The following is an 18,072-nucleotide window of genomic DNA, read 5'->3' as shown; positions in this document are numbered from 1 at the left end:
GTGCAGTCCTTTGCGCGGGCAGCACCCATGAAGATCGACGGCCAGGCCTGGCGCACCATCTGGCTCGAAGAGGGTGGTCGCTCGGTTGGGGTCATCGATCAGACCCTGCTGCCCCACCGCTTCACCACCCGCCGCCTGAGCAGCTGCGATGAGGCCGCCGAGGCCATCCGCACGATGGTGGTGCGCGGCGCCCCCCTGATCGGGGTCACCGGGGCCTACGGCCTGATGCTCGCTCTGCAGGTGGACCCCAGCGATGCCGCCCTGGCGGCCGCCTTCGAGCAACTCAATGCCACCCGCCCCACGGCCGTGAACCTGCGCTGGGCCCTCGAGCGGGTCCGGGATCGTGTCGCGCCGCTGGCCCCTGAGCAGCGGGCGGAGGCGGCGCAATCCGAGGCAGCGGCCATCGCCGATGAGGACGTGGCGATGTGTGAGGCCATCGGCGACCACGGCCTCGCGATCTTCCAGGAGCTGGCCGCGGCTCGGCCGGGTAAGACCTTCAACGTCCTGACCCACTGCAATGCCGGTTGGCTGGCCACCGTCGATTGGGGCACGGCCCTCGCGCCGATCTACAAGGCCCACCGCGCTGGCCTCGATATTCACGTCTGGGTCGATGAGACCCGCCCCCGCAACCAGGGCGCCTCGCTGACCGCCTATGAGCTCGGCCGCGAAGGGGTTCCCCACACCGTCATCGTCGACAACGCCGGCGGGCACCTCATGCAGCACGGCCAGGTGGATGCCGTGATCGTCGGCACCGACCGCACCACCCGCCGCGGCGATGTCTGCAACAAGATCGGGACCTACCTGAAGGCCCTGGCGGCGCGCGACAACAACGTCCCCTTCTATGTCGCCCTGCCGGCCTCCACGATCGACTGGCAGATCGATGACGGGGTCGCCGAGATTCCCATCGAGGCCCGCAGCCCTGAGGAGGTCACCCACATCCAGGGCCGCAGCCCCGATGGGCAGATCACCAGCGTGCAGCTCAGCCCCGATGGCAGCCCTGGCTTTAACCCCGCCTTTGATGTCACCCCGGCCCGCCTGGTGACGGCCTTGATCACCGAGCGCGGCGTCGTCGCCGCCAGCGCCGAAGGTCTCCAGGAGCTCTACGCCGATGTCTGATCTGGATCTGCGCGAGCAACTCGTCGACTGCGCCCGGCGCATGCAGGCCAGCGGGATCAACCAGGGCACCTCCGGCAACCTCTCGGTACGCATCCCCGGCGGGATGCTGATTACCCCCAGCTCCCTGCCCTATGAGCAGATGCAGCCCAACGACTTGGTGGCGCTGGATCTCAAGGGTGAGCCCCTCTTCATCCCCGCCGATGGCCGTCCCCAACGCCGGCCCTCCTCGGAGTGGCGTCTGCATGCCGACGTCCTGGCCAGCCGCCCGGAGGTGCAGGCGGTGCTGCACTGCCACTCCATCCACGCCACCGCCCTGGCCTGCCATGGCCGGGACATTCCTCCTTTCCACTACATGACGGCGGTGGCCGGCGGTCACGACATCCGCTGTGCCCCCTACGCCACCTTTGGAACCCAGGAGCTCTCCGACGGTGTGGTCCAAGCCCTTGAGGGACGGCTGGCCTGCCTGATGGCCCAGCACGGTCAGGTCTCGGTGGGCCCCACCCTCGACAAGGCTCTCGCCCTGGCCGTCGAGGTGGAAACCCTGGCGCGGATCTACCTGCAGGCCCTCGCCCTTGGCGAGCCGCCGCTGCTGAGTGCTGAGCAGATGGAGCAGGTGCGCCATCAGTTCCGCACCCTCCTCTACCGGGCCTCCTCGAGCTCCGGCAGCTGAGCGATCCAGAGGCCCGCGCCCGCGGCCAGCAGCATCACGCCGGCGCAGACCAGGGTCCAGAGGGGCAGCCCCCAGCCCGTCACGGCCAGGGGGGCCACCACGGTGATCACCCCGCCCGACAGCAGGGGTTGCAGCAGCAGCTGCTTCAGCGAGAAAGCCGGGAGGGCGTCGCTGTGGTCCTCCGGGTCCGCCATGCGCAGCAGCAGCAGGCCCGACGCGGCCACGCCGGTGGCCTGGCCGAATTCCACCAGGGCCCGCTCAAACCAGTCCTTGGGCAGCAGCTTGGGGGCGAGCCAGAGACTGATCAGGAGGTTCCAGGCCAAGCCGGCCCCGGCCAGCAGGCTGATCGGTAGCCAGTTCGCCTGCAGCAGTTGCAGGTTGAGACCGGCGGTGGCCGAGGCGATCAGTAGATCGGCCGCCAGGGTGCTGACTTCGCTTTGGATGGGCGCCGACGCCCATTGGCTCCGCCCGCTGCGCTGCAGCAGCCAGCGCACCAGCAGGGACCCAAGGATCGCCAGGGGAAACACCGGTAGGGCCTGTCCCACTGTGGCTACCCCGCCCCCGATCCAGCCTGTCAGCTGCCGCAGCAGCAGTTGCAGGAGCCAGCCCACGCCAACGGCGACGCCCACCAGGCCGAGGTTGCAGAGCCACGCGGCCAGCGGATGTCCAGGGCCGTCGCTGGCCTCGGTGGGTGTCGCGGGGGGCTGGATCGCCTCGGGGGCGAGGTCCGCCACGAGCCACCCCCGGGAGCGCCCGAGCACCACCACCAAGCCGCCGATCAAGGTCGAGGAGAGCAGTCCCACCGTCGCCAGGGCGAGCCCGAGGTCTTGGCCGCTCTCGAATCCCAGGGCGGCATAGCTCGCCCCCATGGCCGCGGCGGAGCCATGGCCGCCTTCAAAGGCCACCTCGATCAGGCAGGCCATCACCGGGCTGAAGCCCAGCAGCGGTTGCAGCACCAGCAGCACCACCAACCCCGCCACGACGTACTGGCCGAAGGCCAGGACCAAGGCCAGGGTGACGTGGCCGCCCACCGGCTTGAGCACCCCCGCGAGCTTGGGCAGGGGTTTGCCGAGCATCAAGGAGCCGAAGACCAAGGTCAGCAGCACCAAGGGCAGCTGCGCCCAGAGCTCCATCAGGTGCTCGGGCAGCAGCGGGAAGGGTCCCTTGGGGGCCACCAGCAGGCCCAAAACACCGGCCACCAAGGCCTCAGGAATGCCCCAGAGCTGCAGCTGCAGCCGCCGGCCGATGGCCCGACCGGTCGCCAGGATTGCGGCCAGAACGCCTCCGGCCAGGACAAGCCAGCTGATCCCATCGAAGAGATCAGGGCCCCAGAGTCCTGGCAGAAGCCCGTCCATCAGAGGGCGAAGTGCATCCGGAAGAAGGCTTCCGTGGCCTCCAGCACCTCGATCTGGGTGCTGCCCTTGCGGAACCCGTGGCCCTCCTCTGGAAAGAGGCGCACCTCCACCGGGATGCCCTTCTCGCGCAGGGCGGCGGCCATCCGCTCGGTTTGCTCGGGGGGCACCACGACGTCCTCGAGCCCCTGGAAAAAGATCACCGGGCAGCCCATTCGCTCGGCGTGGTTGAGGGGGGAGCGGGCTGCGTAGGTCGCGCGCGCCTCCGGCCACGGGCCCACGAGGCCATCGAGGTAGCGGGCCTCAAAGCGGTGGGTGTCCTCGGCGAGGGCGCTCAGGTCGGCGACGCCGTAGCGGCTCGCTCCAGCGCTGAAGCGGTCCGTGAAACAGAGGGCCGCCAGGGTCGTGAAGCCGCCGGCGCTGCCCCCCTCGATCGCGACCCGCTTGGGGTGGGCCTGCCCCTGGTCGATCACGGCCTGGGCCGCGGCGGCACAGTCGGCGACATCGACCACGCCCCACTGGCCGTTGAGTCGTTCGCGGTAGGCCCGGCCGAAGCCCGTGGATCCGCCGTAGTTCACATCGACCACCCCCCAGCCGCGGCTGGTCCAGAACTGGATCGCCAGATTCAGGCCGGTGCGGGCCATCGCGGTGGGGCCGCTGTGGCTCTTCACGAGCAGCGGTGCTTCGCCGTGGCCGCCTCCGGCAGGGGGGTAGTACCAGGCCTGGGTGGGCTGGCCGCCATGGCCGTCAAACCACAGTTCTTCGGGTTGGCTGATGGCCTCCGGGGCGATCGGGCAGGGGGCCGCGGCGCGATGGTTCCACTGGCCGCCCTCCAGTGCGACCTCCAGCAGACCCGAGGGATGGGTTGGGCTGCTGGCGATGCAGGCCAGCTGTCCGGCTTCAGCGCACAGTCCCGCCAGGTCGCTGCAGGGTTGCTCAATCGGTCGCCAAGTTCCGCCGGTGACCTCCCCGAGTTCCCAACGGCCCTGTCGGCAGGCGATGGCCAGCAGCCGCTCGCCATCCCAGGCGTGGGTGCTCATGCCAAACACCCACTGGGGCATCGCGAACTCCGCCTCCAGCGTCAGCAGCGGGGCCCAGTGGGGCGTCTCCAGGGGGGCTTGGTCGGCGCCGGACCAGCCCTCCAGATTCCAAAAGCCGCTGCGGTCATTGGCGACCACGAGGTCCTGCCCCGCCCAGATGGGCTGAAAGACCGAAATCGCTTGGGCGTCCTCGGGGGAGGCGCCGGCCACCCGTTGGGCCCGCTTGAGCGGACCGGAACCCTCGACCTCCGCCAGCCAGAGGCTGCTGCGGTCCCAGGGCATGGCCGGTTGCTGCCACTCCACCCAGGCCAGCCGCGCTCCGTCGGGGTTCAGGGCGGGGTAGCCGCAGAAGTCGGCCGCTTGATGCAGCAGCTCGAGTTCCCCGCCGGCCAGGGGCAGGGCCACCAACTGGTCGATCCCGTCGCGCTCAAGGACACCAATCCAGCGGTCCTGGTGCGGGTCGATCAGGCCGCCCCCCAGGGCTCCCTCGAAGCGATCCCCCTGGGGCTGGAGCAGCCGCTGCGGTTCGGCCCCGGCTTGACCCAGATCCAGGCGCCAGAGGCTGCGGTCCACGTCATGGCAGAAGACCGCCACGGCCTCCCCGCTGGCCCGGCGGCCGATCGCGCAGGCGCCGCCGCCGTACTCATGGACCCGGCAGCGCAGATTCCAGCTCCCGGGGGTGTATTCGCGGGCCTCCTGCCCGGGGGCCGATCGCCCCATCAAGGTGGTGCGTCCCTGTTCGTGCGGCCGCTGCTCCAGCCAATAGAGCGCCCCAGCCAACAGCACGGGCTCCTTGAGGCTGGGGGTTTTCCCCAGCACCAGTTGGGCGGAGAGGGGGGTGAGCGTGGCTGGAGGGGTCAGGCTCAACGGAACAGGCCGATCAGGCCTCCTAGAATCGCTGTTCGCAACGCCGTTGAGGACACGTCTTGGCCAATAGCTTCGCCAAGTTGGCGCGCTCGGCTGAGCTCTCGGGACGCCTGCAGGTGTCCAAGGAGCCCATCGAGAATCCTCCTTACGACATCCACAAGCTGGGTGATGAGGCCCTGCGGGAGCCGGCGCGGCGCATCGGCAAGGTGGATGACGCGGTCCGCAAGCTGGCCACCGACATGCTTGTGAGCATGTACGCCGCTAAAGGCATTGGCCTGGCCGCTCCGCAGATTGGGGTGAACCAACAGCTGTTGGTGATCGACCTGGAGCTGGACGACCCCAATAGCCCTCCCCTGGTGCTGATCAACCCTGAAATCACCTCCGTGGGTGGTGGGCTGTGCACCTATGAAGAGGGTTGCCTGAGCATCCCCGGCGTCTACCTCGATGTGGTGCGCCCCAGCGTGGTGGATGTGAGCTACCGGGATGCCTTCGGTCGCCCGAAGCGGATGAAGGCCGATGGCCTGATGGCCCGCTGCATCCAGCACGAGATGGACCACCTCAACGGGGTTCTCTTCGTGGATCGAGTCACCGACGAGGAGAAGCTCCTCGAGGGTTTAAAGGAAAAGGGGTTTGACCGCTCCGACGTCCACACCATCGCCTGAGCCACTTGTTATGCCGATGAAACCCCTGGCGGGACTCTTCCTTGCCCTGGCCTGCGTTTTGGGGATTGCCGCCACCGGATCGGTGTTCGAGTTGGCCTACGGCGACCCCGAGCTGGGGGTGACCGCCACCGGCACGATCCTGGGGCTCTCCCTGCCCGGCACATTGATCAGCCTGTTGGTGGCGATCCGGATCAACAAGCCGGCCTGAGGGACTGGCGCCGCTGCCGATCACTTTTACGATCAGCCCCTGCCAACCGAAGCGACTCTGTGTTTTCTCTGGTCCGAACCCTGGCTGCCCTGCTTCCGGTCGCCAGCCTGATGGCTGCGCCCGTGCAGGCCAAAGCGTTGTTTGACGCCGTGGAGGTCGACCAGACCAAGTTCGTCATCGTCGCCGCCCCGATTGGGACGGGCGAGCGGGCCCAGCTGAATATCTACGAGCAACGCAAGGACACCCGTCCTTGTTTCGCCTTGGTGGAGGAGGGGCCGGTGAAGGTCGACCCCCTGCTCTCGAGCTTTGACTTCACGGGGATCTGCAGCCGCTACATCGACGGCAACGGCTATTCCCTTCGGGTTGGCGAGGACGACCTGGCCAGCACCTACCGCATCAGCGTGGTGCGCGAGAAGGGCGACAACGTGCTGATGGCCTTCCCCTCCAAGCCCAGCGCTGGCCCGGAGATGGTGATCGCCCGCACCGGCGGCCACAGCCAAAACACCGACTACCTCCTGCTGCAGCCCGAACCCGGCTGGAAGCTGATGCGCCGCCAGTTCGGTGGACGGAACCTCGGCCACGTCTACATCTATCGGGACAGCTGGCCGGTGGCGGAGCAGCCCGCTGCCACCGGTGATCAGCCGGCTACGGATCCCGCGGTCCCTGGTCTCTGGTGACCTGCTCCCCCCTTGCTACCATCTTCAAACTGCAAAATTCCTAGATCGGTTTTATGACCCAGGTCACCGTCGGCGAGAACGAGGGCATTGAGTCGGCACTACGCCGCTTCAAGCGCCAGGTCTCCAAGGCCGGGATCTTTGCCGATCTCAAGCGTCTCCGTCACCACGAGACCCCCGTCGAGAAGTACAAGCGCAAGGCCCAGCAGCGCCGCCGCCGCCGCTGAGCTTCGGCTTCAGCGCAATCCCTTCAGCGGGAATCGGTAGAAACACCGATTTCCGCTTTTTTCATGGCTACCAATGATGGAGAAGGTCTCCGTCGAGGTGCGCTGTGAAGGAGTTAATCAGTGCCATTAACCGCTGGTTTGGCAAGAGCGTGGGCAATGCCTTTGGCAATCCCCTCGAAGAGCGCCAGCACCAGCCCCCGAACGTGGGTGTGCAGCCCTACCGGGATATACCGCCCCACAAGCACTAGGGCGCAAAGCTGCGGTAGGTGAGGGCTTCGGCCACCGCTGAGGTCCCGACCTCAGCGTCGCCATCGAGATCGGCAATGGTTCTGGCCACGCCCAGCAGCTGTTGACCGCTGCGGGCGGAGAGGGCCCGGGCCGCCATGACTTGCTCCCAGAGGCTGAGGGCGTCTTGGCTCAGCTGAGCGCGCTCGCGCAGATCGCGGGTGCTCAGCTTGTGGTTGTTGGTCCCTGGGGGATTGCGCTGGACCATCCGCGCCCGTGCCCGCTGGATGCGCTGGGCGACGTGGGCCGTGGATTCTGGCGGTGCGTCACGGCCGCCTTCCCCAGAACCCTGCCGCAGGATCTCCGCCGGAACCCGTTGCATGACCACCTGCAGGTCAATGCGATCGAGCAAGGGTCCGGAAAGGCGCCCCCAGTAGCGCTGGCGCTCGGAGCTGGTGCAGCTGCAGTCGTGCTCCAGGTCGCCGTACCAGCCGCAGGGGCAGGGGTTGGTGGCCGCCACCAGGCAGATGCAACAGGGGTAGTGCAACGGTTGTTGCGCCCGGCCGAGCCTGAGCGCGCCCTGCTCGAGCGGTTGCCGCAGTTGGTTGAGGACATCCCGGCCGAATTCCCCCAGCTCATCGAGGAAGAGCACGCCGCGGTGGGCCAGGGCCAGTTCCCCCGGTCGCGGTGCGCGGCCGCCCCCCAAGAGGGCGGCGCTGGAGCAGCTGTGGTGCGGGCTGCGGAAGGGGCGTGCGCTGACCAATCCGCTCTGCTGCTCGAGTTCTCCGGCCACGGAATAGAGCTGGGTGATCTCCAGTTGCTCCGGCGGGCTGAGGGGTGGCAGCAGACCGGCCAGGCTCTGGGCGAGCAGGGTTTTGCCGCTGCTGGGCGGGCCCACGAGCAGGAGGTGATGGCCGCCGGCCGCGGCGATTTCCAAGGCACGGCGGCCGTGGGCTTGGCCCTGCACCTCCTGCAGATCGACGGACCTGTCCCTGGGCTTTGGCGGGGGAGCTTGAGGTGGGAGCGGCTTGGGGGTGTAGTTCGGCTGCAGCGCCTCGAGGGCTTGCTTCAAGCTGCCGGCCGGCCTGACCTCAAGCCCCTCCACCAAGGCGGCTTCCGCCCTATTGCCCTCGGGGACCAGGAGGGCCCGGGCCCGGGCCTGGTGGGCGGCTAAGGCGATCGAGAGGGCGCCGCGGATGGGCCGCAACTGGCCATCGAGGCCGAGTTCGCCGCAGCACCAGATCCCCTCCAGTTGCTCGGGTTGGAGTTGTCCGCTGGCGCAGGCCAGGGCCAATGCGATGGGGAGATCAAAGCTGGGTCCCTGCTTGCGGCGGTCGGCCGGCGCCAGGCTGACGACCACCCGCGAAAGCGGCAGCCGCAGGCCGCTGTTGCGCAGGGCGGAGCGCACCCGTTCCCGGGATTCCTGGACCGCTGCATCGGCCAGGCCGACGATGACCAGGGCCGGCAGGCCGGGGGCGAGATCCACCTCCACTTGGACGGGATAGGCCTTGATCCCCGCCAGGGCCGCGGTGCTTGATCGTGCCAGCATCGGCTTAAGGACAGCGCTGGTTGATTAGTTCCACCGCTGTTTCACCAGCCGCCTGAACCCATGGCCGACGCCGCCAACAACGACACGATCTTTGGCCGGATCCTGCGGGGGGAGATTCCCTGCGATCAGGTCTATGCCGATGAGCAGTGCCTGGCCTTTCGCGACGTGGCTCCCCAGGCCCCGGTCCACATCCTGGTGATCCCCCGCGAGCACGTGGTGAACCTGGCGGAGGCGGAGGCCAGCCAGGCGTCACTGCTGGGTCATCTCCTGCTGGTGGCGGCCAAGGTCGCCAAGCAGGAGGGTCTGACGGGCTTCCGCACGGTGATCAACAGCGGCGAGGAGGCCGGGCAGACCGTCTTCCACCTGCATGTGCACGTGATTGGTGGCCGTCCCTTGGCTTGGCCTCCAGGCTGAGTTGCGAGCGGCGAGAATGACGGCATCCGAGCGCCGTCATGAATCCCCTGCAGGCCTTCCGCCGTCAGCTCATCAAGCTGCAGCGGCTGGCGCAGCCCTACTTCCTCCCCGTTGAGGAGACCAGTGGTTGGCAGTTCCTGCTGCTGATCCTGGCCCTGTTGGCGGTCGTAGCCGGCAGCACCCTGCTGCTGCTCAGTGGGGTCATCGCCCTGAGTGGTGCACTGGTTCCTGAGTTCCAGGCCCGTTTCCTGCCGGGGGTTCCCGAGCAGGTGGCCTCGATTTGGGCCAGTCCGGCCGGCCCGATCGTGATGGTCCTGTTTGCCGCGGGTGTCGGCAGTTTTGTCTCCCTGCGCAGCAAGTTGCGGCAGGGGCGTTGGCTCCCTTGGGTGATGCTTGGGGTGATCACCCTGCTGATCCTGGTGATCAACGGGATCAACGTCGGCATCAGCTACGTCGCCCGCAACGTTGAAAACGCGCTCGTCACCTACAAGGTCGAAGAGTTCTGGCAGATCGTCGCGATCTACGCCTTCTGCTTGGTGCTGGCGTTGCCGATCCGGGCCCTGCAGAGCTACTTGATTCCCCGCTTGGGTTTGTTGTGGCGGGAATGGCTCAGTGGCCGCCTCTTGCGCCGCTATCTGACCAATCGCGCCTACTACGTCCTCAATCCCAACGATGAGGCGGCCGAAGAAATCGATAACCCGGATCAACGGATCTCCCAGGACACCGCCAGCTTCACGGGCACCAGCCTGAGCGTCAGTGTCGAGGTGGTGTCGGCCGTCTTGACCTTCCTCAGCTTCATCGTGGTGCTGTGGACGATCAGCTCGACCCTGGCCCTCTGGCTGCTGATCTATTCCCTGGGTGGAACGGCCGTGATCGTGTTCGCCAGCCGCAAGCTGGTGGCCCTGAACTACGACCAGTTGCGCCTGGAGGCCGACTTCCGTTACGGCCTAGTGCACATCCGCGATAACGCCGAATCGATCGCCTTCTATCGCGGTGAGCAGCAGGAATCACGGGAGGCGGAGCGGCGCCTGGGTGGGGCGATTCAGAATTACAACAAGCTGATCATTTGGGAGGCGCTGATCAGCGTGATTCAGCGCTCCTATGACTATTTCTCCCGCTTTTTGCCCTGGCTGGTGATCGCTCCGATCTACTTCGCCAAGGAGGTGGATTTCGGGGTCTTCGCCCAGGCCGGGATTGCCTTCTCCCAGGTGCTGTTCTCGGTGAGTTTCATCGTCAACAACATCGACCGCCTGGCGGCCTTCTCCGCATCGATCAGCCGACTGGAGGGCTTCCAGGGCAAGGTCGAAGCCATCAGTGAGGTCAACGCCGAGCAGCAGCGCTTGAGCGAGGTGCAATCCAGCACCGGGGCCTCCGGTTCACTGTTGGTGCGCCATGTCGATCTGGTGCCCCCCAACAGCGAGCGGCGCTTGATCCAGGATTTGAGCCTTGACGTGGGTCCCGGGCAGCGGGTGTTGGTGGTTGGCCCCAGCGGCTGCGGCAAGACCTCCTTCCTGCGTCTGGTCAGCGGCCTCTGGCCGGCCGCCCGCGGTGAGGTTCAGCGTCCGCCCCTCTCCGAGCTGCTGTTCATTCCCCAGAAGCCCTACATGATTTTGGGCAGCCTGCGGGAGCAGCTCTGTTATCCCCAGGAGCCCCAGCGCTTCAGCGATGAGCATCTGCGCAGCGTGTTGAACGAAGTGCGTCTGTCGGCCCTGGTGCAGCGCTACCCCGATTTCGACATCAAGCAGGACTGGCCGCGGCTGCTCTCGCTGGGTGAGCAGCAGCGCTTGGCCTTTGCCCGTCTGCTGCTGAATTCCCCGCGCTTTGTGGTGCTGGATGAGGCCACCAGTGCGCTGGATGTGGGCACGGAGAAACACCTCTATGAGCTGCTCTCCCAACGGGAGATGGCCTTTGTGAGCGTGGGCCACCGCCCTAGCCTCAAGAGCTTCCACGACCTGGTGCTCGAGCTCGACGGCCAGGGGGGATGGAAGCTGATTCCCGCCACCAGCTATGACTTCAGCTCAGGAGCCTGATCCCACGATGTCCGAGACGCCCGACGTCCCCGCCACCAGTGCCACCACCAATGACGCTCCGGCCTTCGGTTGGAGCGGTTATGCCGAGCGGGTCAACGGTCGCTTCGCGATGGTCGGCTTCGTGGCGATCCTGGTGGTGGAAGCCATCAGCGGGGAGACCTTCCTGCGTTGGGCCGGCTTCGTCGGCTGAGGCCCGTCTAGGGGATCTCCAGGAGATCGATCTGCCAGAGCCCGCCGCGGCTGACCTCCACCGCCAGCACGCGCCCATCGGCGCTGAAGCTCACCTGGCGCGGCACACCGGCGGGCTCCATGGGTAGCAGTTGCGTGGCCTGCAGGCTGCGCTTGTAGAGCACCAACTCGGTGCGGTCCTCCCGTTGGCGCACGACGGCGAGGCGTTCCGCGTTTTGGTCCACGGCCACGCTGATCGGTAGGGCATCCGGCCGATTCAGCCCGGGCAAGGGGACGGGGTTGCGGCGGTTGACGTCGATCAGCTGCACCTGGACGCGGCCGCTGCCGCGGGCGGCGATCAAAGCCAGCCAGCCGCCGGAGAGGGAAGGGCTCCGGCCTTGGCCGAGTTGATTGAGTTGCTGGTTGAGCCCCGGGAGGGGCCGCAGGCGTCCACCGCCGCAGCCACTGAGCAGCAGCAGTGCCGCGCTGGCCGTGAGCAAGTAACGCCGCGTCACGGCGGCCCCCCCGGTCCGCCGCCGCTCTCGCGCAGACCCGGGGCCAGGTCCGGCTCCAGCAGGCCGCTGAGGTCGTAGAGCTGCAGCCGCGTGCTGCCCTGGCTGGTGAGCTCCACCGCCAGTTGTCGGGCATCCGGCGCCAGGCTGAGCCGCCTGGGCTCGGCATTCCCGGGTAGAAAGAGGGGCTGCAGGGCGCCGCTGGCCCGATCTTCAATGACGGCCTCCCGGCGGGCCCCCCGTTGGATCAAGAGGGCCAGGTAGCGGCCGTTCCAACTCAGGGAGGGGGAACTGTGGGGTTGATGCCTCCGCAGGTGCCGCAGGGGGAGCACCTTGCCGCTGCGGCGCTCCTGCAGCAGGACGGTGGTGCGGCCGCCGCGCTCGACGAGGGAAGCCAGCAAACGACCATCGCCACTCAGAGCAGGCTGCTCGCGGTTCTCAGCACCGTTGAGGCCGATCGGACTGGCCGTCTGCCGGCGCAGTCCACATCCACCGATGGCCAGCAGGACGCCAGCCATCACCAGTGCTCGGGCGTGCAACGGCCTCAGTCGTCGAAGCGGGAGCTGTTGTCGCGGGGACGGGGCGATCCGTTGGCGCTGCCACCCGGGGCCGGCCGGACCGGCCGGAACTCGGCATCACTCACGCCCGTGTCCGCTTCGGGTTTGGCGTTGGCTTGATAGGGAGCCCCTTGGGGCACTCCCGGATTCTCAGTAGAGGGGGCTGCGCCCATGGGGCTGCCGCGACGGCTGGAGCGGGGCATGTCGTCCGGGCGGCTCGCCGGACGGCTGCCGCGGCGCATCTCCTCGCGGCCTTGGCGGCGGCTGCCAAATTCCGAAGGAGAGGAGGCTGGGGCGCCGCCAGCGCGGAAGCGGCTGGAGGGCTCGGGGTCCCGCTCGGAGCGGCCACCTTGGCCTTGCCAGTCATCACGGGACGCGGCGCGCTCAGGGATGGCGGCACGGGCGGGGCGACGGGGACGGTAAAAATCATCTTCCTCCCGTTCGCCGTAACTGTCCTCGCGGGAGCGGATCCGCCGGCGCAGGGGCTGGGGATCGTCAAAGCGGTCGGCGTCGTCGCGGAAGTCCCGTCCGCCACCCATGCGCGGTCTCGGACTGGGTTCGTCGTCGTCGTCGAAGTAGGAGGAGCGGCGGGCCTGTTCTGTCGTCACACCCCGGAGCCGCACGCTCTCGTAGCCGAAGAAGACGGTGGTGGCGGCCAGCAGGAACTGACCGAACTGAAGGATCGGATCCAGGCGCCAGCCCTGGAAAAAGAGAATGCCGCCGCAGAGCAGGCCGACGGCGGCAAAAAACACGTCGTAGTCGCGAGCCAGAGCCGGCTTGAAGCTCCTCATGAAATAGAGGAGAGCCCCGCCGACGGCCAGCACGATCCCGACAATGCTGGCCCAATTCAGGCTGGCGTTAACCACAGATCGATTGCCCTTTCAGGCCACTTTAGGGCGGGCGTCGAGACCGGCCCCTAGCTGAAGGGGAATCAGAGCTTGCGGTCGACCCGGTCGTTCTGGCTGATCAGGACCACGGCAGCTGCCACAGGGATGACCACGATCACGGCGCCCCAGAGAAGGCTGCTCAGAAAATTGGCGAGGGAAGGGGTCATGACAGTGCCGAATCCGCCGGCAATCCTAGGCAGTGATGGCAACTTCCTACGATTGAGAAGCCGCTGCTTAGGGCTTTGTGACGGGAACTGATGGCTCCAGCTTGGAACTGCTCCGTCTGGTGCTGCCGCCCTTTGCGATGGGCCTGGGTTTGCTGCTGTCGGCCTGGACCCTGCTGTTCCTGTTCCGGATCGTTCTGACCTGGTATCCGCAGGTGGATCTCAGCCAGGGGGTTTGGAAGCTGGTGGCGATTCCGACCGAGCCTGTCCTCGGCGTCAGCCGCAAGTTGATCGCTCCGATCGGCGGCGTGGACGTCACCCCGGTGATCTGGGTGGGGCTGGTCAGCCTGATTCGAGAGCTGTTGGTGGGTCAGCAGGGGCTGCTCACCCAGATGGTGATGCGCTTGAGCGTGCTGCCGGCCTAGCCGTTCGGCAGCATCTCCTGCTCCACGAACTTGGTGTGCACGTCACCGGAGATGAACTCCGGACGCTCCAGCAGTTGCAGGTGGAAATCAATCGTGGTGGGAATCCCGGTGACGGCGCATTCCGCCAGGGCGCGGCGCAGGCGCTTGAGGGCGTGATCGCGGTCGTTGCCCCAGACGATCAGCTTGCCGATCAAGGAGTCGTAGAAGGGCGGGATCTCATAGCCCGTGTAGACGTGGCTGTCGAAGCGCACACCGGGACCGCCGGGGGGAAGCCAGCCGGTGATCTTGCCGGGCGCAGGCCGGAAGTTTTGGCGGGGGTCCTCGGCGTTGATCCGGACCTCGATGGCATGGCCGGTGAGTTTGATCTGGTCCTGGCTGACCGAGATGGGCTCACCGCCGGCGATGCGCAGTTGCTCGGCAATCAGGTCCACACCGCTGACCATCTCGGTGACGGGATGCTCGACCTGAATCCGGGTGTTCATCTCCATGAAATAGAAGTTGCCGGTGCGATCCACCAGGAACTCCACGGTGCCGGCGCCCTCGTAGCCGATGGTGCGGGCTGCGGCGACGGCGGCCTCGCCCATGCGCCGACGCAGTTCGGCGTCGATGGCCACGCTCGGGGCTTCCTCGAGCAGCTTTTGGTGACGCCGCTGAATGGAGCAGTCCCGCTCCCCGACATGGACCACGTTTCCGTGGCGGTCGGCCAGCACCTGCACCTCAACGTGCCGGGGCCGGTCGATGAACTTCTCCATGTAGAGGCCGGGGTTGCCAAAGGCGGCTTCCGCTTCCCCTTGGGCCGCCTTGAAGAGGTTGTCCAGTTGGTCCGCTGAGGGGACCAGGCGCATCCCGCGGCCACCGCCACCGGCGGTCGCCTTGATCATCACGGGATAACCCATGGACTCCGCCAGGCTGCGGGCCTCCTCCACGTTTTCCAGCAGGCCTTCGCTGCCGGGGATGGTGGGGACGCCCACCTTTTGCATGGTGGCCTTGGCCGTGGACTTGTCGCCCATCGAGCGGATCGACTCGGGCGAGGGGCCAACAAAGGTCAAGCCGTGGTCGGCGCAGATTTCCGCGAACTTGTCGTTCTCAGCCAGGAAGCCGTAGCCGGGGTGGATGGCGTCGGCGCCCCTCGAGGTCGCTGCCGCGAGGATGTTGGGGATATTGAGGTAGCTCTTGCTGCTCGGTGCATCGCCGATGCAGACCGCTTCGTCGGCCAGCTGAACGTGCAGGGCGTTGCGATCAACCGTGCTGTAGACGGCCACTGTGGGAATGCCCAATTCCCGGCAGGTGCGCAGGATTCGAAGAGCGATTTCGCCGCGGTTGGCGATCAGCAGTTTGCCGATGGGCATCCAGTGGCAGTCCGGCGAATCCGGCAGGGCGGGCCGGTGGGACTGTATCAGTGATGACCGAGCCCTTCCCCTTGCTGAGCGGGGTCAGGCGATGGGTATATTGCCTGGGCAGTGCATCAGCGCTGCACCCCTCACGCCACCGTTCTGCGGTGGTGGACTCCCCCCGAGAATCCAGCCCAGAACATCGTTCTGGCATGGACGTTCACTACCACGCGGATGTGGTGGAATTGGTAGACACGCACGTTTGAGGGGCGTGTGACTTCGGTCTTGCGAGTTCAAGTCTCGCCATCCGCATTGTTGAAAGCTCCGCAGCGTGATGCCTGCCGCCGCTGAGCCCCAGCCTTCGTTCCCTGGCGGGAGCGATTCTGCCTGCATCGTCCTGGTCTGCAATGGCCCTGGCGAACTGGCCACATGGGTGCGCCCGCTGGCCCAGCGCCTGCACCGTGAATTGGCCCTGCGCCCGGTGACACCTGGGGCGGAGATGGCCCTCCAGCTGGTGCTGGTTCCCTGCCCGAACGCCACGGGCATTGAGCACCAGGTGGCGGACCGGATGGGTTTGTTTGAGCGGATCAGCCCCGCCAAACGCTTCTGGAGCCTGCTGCTGCGCCCGGGGCGTTGGCCCCGGCGCGGTGTCGTGGTCTTCCTTGGCGGTGATCAGTTCTGGACGGTGCTGCTCTCGGCCCGCCTGGGCTATCGCCACATCACCTATGCCGAATGGGTGGCCCGCTGGCCCCGCTGGAACGACCGGATTGCGGCGATGGGGCCTGCGGCCGCGGATCGCCTCTCCCGCCGCTGGCAGCCCCGGTGCCAAGTGGTGGGGGACCTGATGGCCGACCTCTCGGACGCCGCCCGTTCGGAGCGCCCCCTGCCCCAGGGGGAATGGGTGGCGTTGATGCCCGGATCCAAGCGGGCAAAGCTCCAGGTGGGGATGCCGTTTCTGCTGGAGGCCGCCGATCGCCTGGCTGCCCAGCGGCCCGGCTGCCGCTTTCTGCTGCCCGTAGCCCCCACCACGAGCGTTCAAGAGTTGCTGGCCTATGGCAGCGCCGCCAATCCGATTGCCCAGCACTACGGCTCCGGGGAGCCACGGCTCGAGGGCGAGGACCTGGTCACCCCCGCCGGCTCACGGATTCGTTTGGTGGAGGAGCAGCCCGCCCATGGGGTGCTAAGTCAATGCCAATTGGCGCTGACCACGGTCGGGGCGAACACGGCGGAGTTGGGGGCCCTGGGGGTCCCGATGATCGTTCTGGTGCCCACGCAGCACCTGCATGTGATGCAGGCCTGGGATGGGGGCATCGGGATCCTGGCTCGCTTGCCCCTATTGCGCTGGCTGCTCGGGGCGGCCTTGACCGCCTGGCGAATGCGCAACCACGGCTTCTTGGCCTGGCCGAACATCTCGGCGGGACGTCAGGTGGTGCCCGAGCGGGTAGGGGCGATCACACCGGAGGAGATCGCCGCGGAAGCCGCCGACTGGTTGGCCCATCCCCAGCGGTTGGAGGGGATGCGAGAGGACCTGCGCAGCCTGCGCGGGCAGCCCGGTGCCGTGGCGGCCCTGGCCGGGATGGTGCGGGAATTGCTGCCGCCGGCCCCTCGGGACGCTGCCTAGCTTGAGCGCAATCCGCAGGATCCCCAGCGATGGCTGACGCCGCCCAGCACGACCACGAGCAATGGCGCGAGAAGCTCACCCCTGAGCAGTTCCAGGTGGCCCGGATGGGGGGGACCGAGCGGGCCTTCACCGGGGTCTATTGGGACAACAAAGCGAAGGGCATGTACCGCTGCGTCTGCTGCGGCAGTGAGCTCTTCAGCTCCGAGACCAAGTTCAACTCGGGCACCGGCTGGCCGAGCTTCTGGGATGGTGCCAAGGAGGGCGCCATCAGCACCCACTCGGACACCAGCCACGGCATGGTCCGCACCGAGATCAAGTGCGCCAACTGCGACGCCCACCTGGGCCACGTCTTCAACGACGGACCCACACCCACCGGGCTGCGTTACTGCGTGAACTCGGCGTCCCTGAACTTCGAGGAGGAGAAGGGCTAGGCCCTTCCCCGATTACCAGGGATCGCCGCCGGAGGGCTCCCGCCGCCGCGGCATGGGTGCCCGCTCGTCGTAGGGCTCATAGGGCTCCACGTCCAGCGGGGACTCATCGCGCACGTAGCGGCGTGGCGCGGGCTCATCGTCCAGATAGCGGCGCTGGCGCAGGGGCTCCCGTTCGCGGCGCTGCTCGACCTCGACGTAGTCGTAATCCTCTTCCGGCTCGAAGCGGCGGTTGGTGGCCGGTTCAATGCGGCGCTGCTCTTCTTGGGCCGTGGGTTGGCCGGCGGCCAGCTGGTTCTCAACCGGAACCATGTTGAGGCGGTAGCGCTCGCGCTCTTCCTGCTCCCAGCTGGGGCCACCGACGCCCAGCTTCTCCAGCAGACCGGTGCCGAGTTGCTTCAGCTTCTCCTCGGCGCCCTCGTAAACAATGATCCGGTCGGGTCCGCTGCTGACGATCTCCTCAACGGTCAGCTCCCAGGTGCTGAGCACCCCTTCCCCGAGCAGGGGGACGCCGACGGCCCCGATCACCAAGGTGGTGAGCTCGCCGGTTTCGATGTCAAAGCTGAAGCCCAGCACCCGGCCGAGCTGTTCGCCGGATTCGGTGATCACCTGGCAGTTGATCACCCGGGAGTAGCGGTCCGGATCGAAGTTCTCGGAGAGGGAGTCCGCGGAATCCACCAGGATCACGTCGCCCACCTGGCGAATGCTCTCCAGGGGCATCCAGCGGGGCAGGCCCGGCAGGAAACGGGTCAGCGGGTTGTCGCGCAGGCCCAGGGAGACCACCTCGCGGCGGTCGATATCGACGACGACTTCGCCCACCACACCCAGACGCCGTCCGGTGTCGCGGGTGATCACCTGGGTGCCCATCAGCTCCGAGCGCAGCCAAAGGCGATCGCTCGGGGTGGCCGCGGGGTCGCTTCCGGGTGGGGTGCTTGTCATGGGCGC

22 protein-coding genes and 1 tRNA gene are annotated in these 18,072 nt (G+C 67.3%); 14 read left to right on the top strand and 9 right to left on the bottom strand.

The annotated features are described in order from the left end of the window. The first annotated feature begins 27 nt into the window (after positions 1-27). Positions 28-1,116, top strand: a complete 1,089-nt coding sequence (gene mtnA / locus H0O22_RS07405) for an S-methyl-5-thioribose-1-phosphate isomerase (RefSeq protein ID WP_185188359.1) — start codon at positions 28-30, stop codon at positions 1,114-1,116. Next, positions 1,109-1,786, top strand: a complete 678-nt coding sequence (locus tag H0O22_RS07400) for a class II aldolase/adducin family protein (protein WP_185186090.1) — start codon at positions 1,109-1,111, stop codon at positions 1,784-1,786. Before mtnA ends, H0O22_RS07400 begins: the two co-directional genes overlap by 8 nt. Here H0O22_RS07400 and H0O22_RS07395 read toward each other — a convergent pair. After that, the gene (locus H0O22_RS07395) at positions 1,756-3,141 is read right to left on the bottom strand and encodes a sodium/glutamate symporter (protein WP_185186089.1); all 1,386 of its coding nucleotides are present in this window, start codon (positions 3,139-3,141) and stop codon (positions 1,756-1,758) included. The two genes, H0O22_RS07400 and H0O22_RS07395, sit on opposite strands and share 31 nt — an antisense overlap. After that, positions 3,141-5,045, bottom strand: coding sequence for a prolyl oligopeptidase family serine peptidase (locus H0O22_RS07390; protein ID WP_185186088.1), 1,905 nt, complete (start codon positions 5,043-5,045; stop codon positions 3,141-3,143). The genes H0O22_RS07395 and H0O22_RS07390 overlap by 1 nt, the downstream gene beginning before the upstream one ends. A gap of 59 nt (positions 5,046-5,104) precedes the next feature. Between H0O22_RS07390 and def the strand changes: the two genes are divergently transcribed. From def to H0O22_RS07365, 5 genes are all read left to right on the top strand, one after another. Beyond that, entirely contained in the window at positions 5,105-5,707 is a 603-nt protein-coding gene (gene def, locus H0O22_RS07385) for a peptide deformylase (protein WP_185186087.1), read from the top strand. A 10-nt stretch (positions 5,708-5,717) separates the two neighbouring features. Next, positions 5,718-5,915: a hypothetical protein gene (locus H0O22_RS07380; RefSeq protein ID WP_185186086.1), complete on the top strand. Its 198-nt coding sequence runs from the start codon at positions 5,718-5,720 to the stop codon at positions 5,913-5,915. Between the two features lie 59 nt (positions 5,916-5,974). After that, positions 5,975-6,592: a DUF3747 domain-containing protein gene (locus H0O22_RS07375; RefSeq protein ID WP_185186085.1), complete on the top strand. Its 618-nt coding sequence runs from the start codon at positions 5,975-5,977 to the stop codon at positions 6,590-6,592. Positions 6,593-6,645: 53 nt separating this feature from the next. Further along, positions 6,646-6,816 carry a 30S ribosomal protein S21 gene (rpsU, locus tag H0O22_RS07370; protein WP_010304532.1) on the top strand — a complete coding sequence of 57 codons (171 nt, stop codon included), beginning with the start codon at positions 6,646-6,648 and terminating at the stop codon, positions 6,814-6,816. A gap of 104 nt (positions 6,817-6,920) precedes the next feature. After that, a complete protein-coding gene (locus tag H0O22_RS07365; protein WP_185186084.1) occupies positions 6,921-7,064 on the top strand; it encodes a hypothetical protein in 144 nt (47 codons plus the stop codon). Here H0O22_RS07365 and H0O22_RS07360 read toward each other — a convergent pair. Beyond that, the gene (locus tag H0O22_RS07360) at positions 7,061-8,590 is read right to left on the bottom strand and encodes a YifB family Mg chelatase-like AAA ATPase (RefSeq protein WP_185186083.1); all 1,530 of its coding nucleotides are present in this window, start codon (positions 8,588-8,590) and stop codon (positions 7,061-7,063) included. The genes H0O22_RS07365 and H0O22_RS07360 overlap by 4 nt on opposite strands. Positions 8,591-8,650: 60 nt before the next feature. On the opposite strand from H0O22_RS07360, the gene H0O22_RS07355 reads away from it, so the two are divergent. From H0O22_RS07355 to H0O22_RS07345, 3 genes are read left to right on the top strand one after another with little or no spacing between them, the layout of a single operon-like run. Beyond that, positions 8,651-9,004 carry a histidine triad nucleotide-binding protein gene (locus H0O22_RS07355; RefSeq protein WP_185186082.1) on the top strand — a complete coding sequence of 118 codons (354 nt, stop codon included), beginning with the start codon at positions 8,651-8,653 and terminating at the stop codon, positions 9,002-9,004. A gap of 38 nt (positions 9,005-9,042) precedes the next feature. Further along, on the top strand, positions 9,043-11,034 hold the full coding sequence (locus tag H0O22_RS07350; RefSeq protein WP_185186081.1) for an ABC transporter ATP-binding protein/permease: 1,992 nt from the start codon (positions 9,043-9,045) through the stop codon (positions 11,032-11,034). Between the two features lie 7 nt (positions 11,035-11,041). Further along, a complete protein-coding gene (locus H0O22_RS07345) occupies positions 11,042-11,224 on the top strand; it encodes a chlorophyll a/b-binding protein (protein WP_255439207.1) in 183 nt (60 codons plus the stop codon). 7 nt (positions 11,225-11,231) lie between these two features. On the opposite strand, the gene H0O22_RS07340 is transcribed toward H0O22_RS07345, so the two are convergent. From H0O22_RS07340 to psbX, 4 genes are all read right to left on the bottom strand, one after another. After that, positions 11,232-11,717 carry a hypothetical protein gene (locus H0O22_RS07340; RefSeq protein WP_185186079.1) on the bottom strand — a complete coding sequence of 162 codons (486 nt, stop codon included), beginning with the start codon at positions 11,715-11,717 and terminating at the stop codon, positions 11,232-11,234. After that, entirely contained in the window at positions 11,714-12,253 is a 540-nt protein-coding gene (locus H0O22_RS07335; RefSeq protein ID WP_255439206.1) for a Tol biopolymer transporter periplasmic protein, read from the bottom strand. Before H0O22_RS07335 ends, H0O22_RS07340 begins: the two co-directional genes overlap by 4 nt. Positions 12,254-12,258: 5 nt before the next feature. Then, complete coding sequence (locus H0O22_RS07330) at positions 12,259-13,137, bottom strand: Ycf66 family protein (protein WP_185186078.1); 879 nt, start codon at positions 13,135-13,137, stop codon at positions 12,259-12,261. Positions 13,138-13,202: 65 nt separating this feature from the next. Further along, entirely contained in the window at positions 13,203-13,325 is a 123-nt protein-coding gene (gene psbX / locus H0O22_RS07325) for a photosystem II reaction center X protein (protein WP_185186077.1), read from the bottom strand. A gap of 137 nt (positions 13,326-13,462) precedes the next feature. Between psbX and H0O22_RS07320 the strand changes: the two genes are divergently transcribed. Beyond that, entirely contained in the window at positions 13,463-13,747 is a 285-nt protein-coding gene (locus tag H0O22_RS07320) for a YggT family protein (RefSeq protein WP_185188357.1), read from the top strand. On the opposite strand, the gene accC is transcribed toward H0O22_RS07320, so the two are convergent. Next, entirely contained in the window at positions 13,744-15,096 is a 1,353-nt protein-coding gene (accC, locus tag H0O22_RS07315) for an acetyl-CoA carboxylase biotin carboxylase subunit (protein ID WP_185186076.1), read from the bottom strand. The two genes, H0O22_RS07320 and accC, sit on opposite strands and share 4 nt — an antisense overlap. A 212-nt stretch (positions 15,097-15,308) precedes the next feature. Here accC and H0O22_RS07310 point away from each other — a divergent pair. The 3 genes from H0O22_RS07310 (at position 15,309) to msrB (ending at position 17,130) form a co-directional block, all read left to right on the top strand. Beyond that, positions 15,309-15,390, top strand: a tRNA-Leu gene (locus H0O22_RS07310). Between the two features lie 22 nt (positions 15,391-15,412). Continuing rightward, positions 15,413-16,699, top strand: a complete 1,287-nt coding sequence (locus H0O22_RS07305) for a glycosyl transferase (RefSeq protein WP_185186075.1) — start codon at positions 15,413-15,415, stop codon at positions 16,697-16,699. A gap of 29 nt (positions 16,700-16,728) precedes the next feature. Further along, positions 16,729-17,130, top strand: coding sequence for a peptide-methionine (R)-S-oxide reductase MsrB (gene msrB / locus H0O22_RS07300; RefSeq protein WP_185186074.1), 402 nt, complete (start codon positions 16,729-16,731; stop codon positions 17,128-17,130). Between the two features lie 12 nt (positions 17,131-17,142). On the opposite strand, the gene H0O22_RS07295 is transcribed toward msrB, so the two are convergent. Further along, a complete protein-coding gene (locus H0O22_RS07295) occupies positions 17,143-18,066 on the bottom strand; it encodes a PRC-barrel domain-containing protein (protein ID WP_185186073.1) in 924 nt (307 codons plus the stop codon). Positions 18,067-18,072: the final 6 nt, after the last annotated feature.

Origin of the sequence: Synechococcus sp. LTW-R, assembly GCF_014217875.1 — a bacterium.
Taxonomy (GTDB): domain Bacteria; phylum Cyanobacteriota; class Cyanobacteriia; order PCC-6307; family Cyanobiaceae; genus Vulcanococcus.
This window is presented reverse-complemented; position numbering and strand designations above follow the sequence as displayed.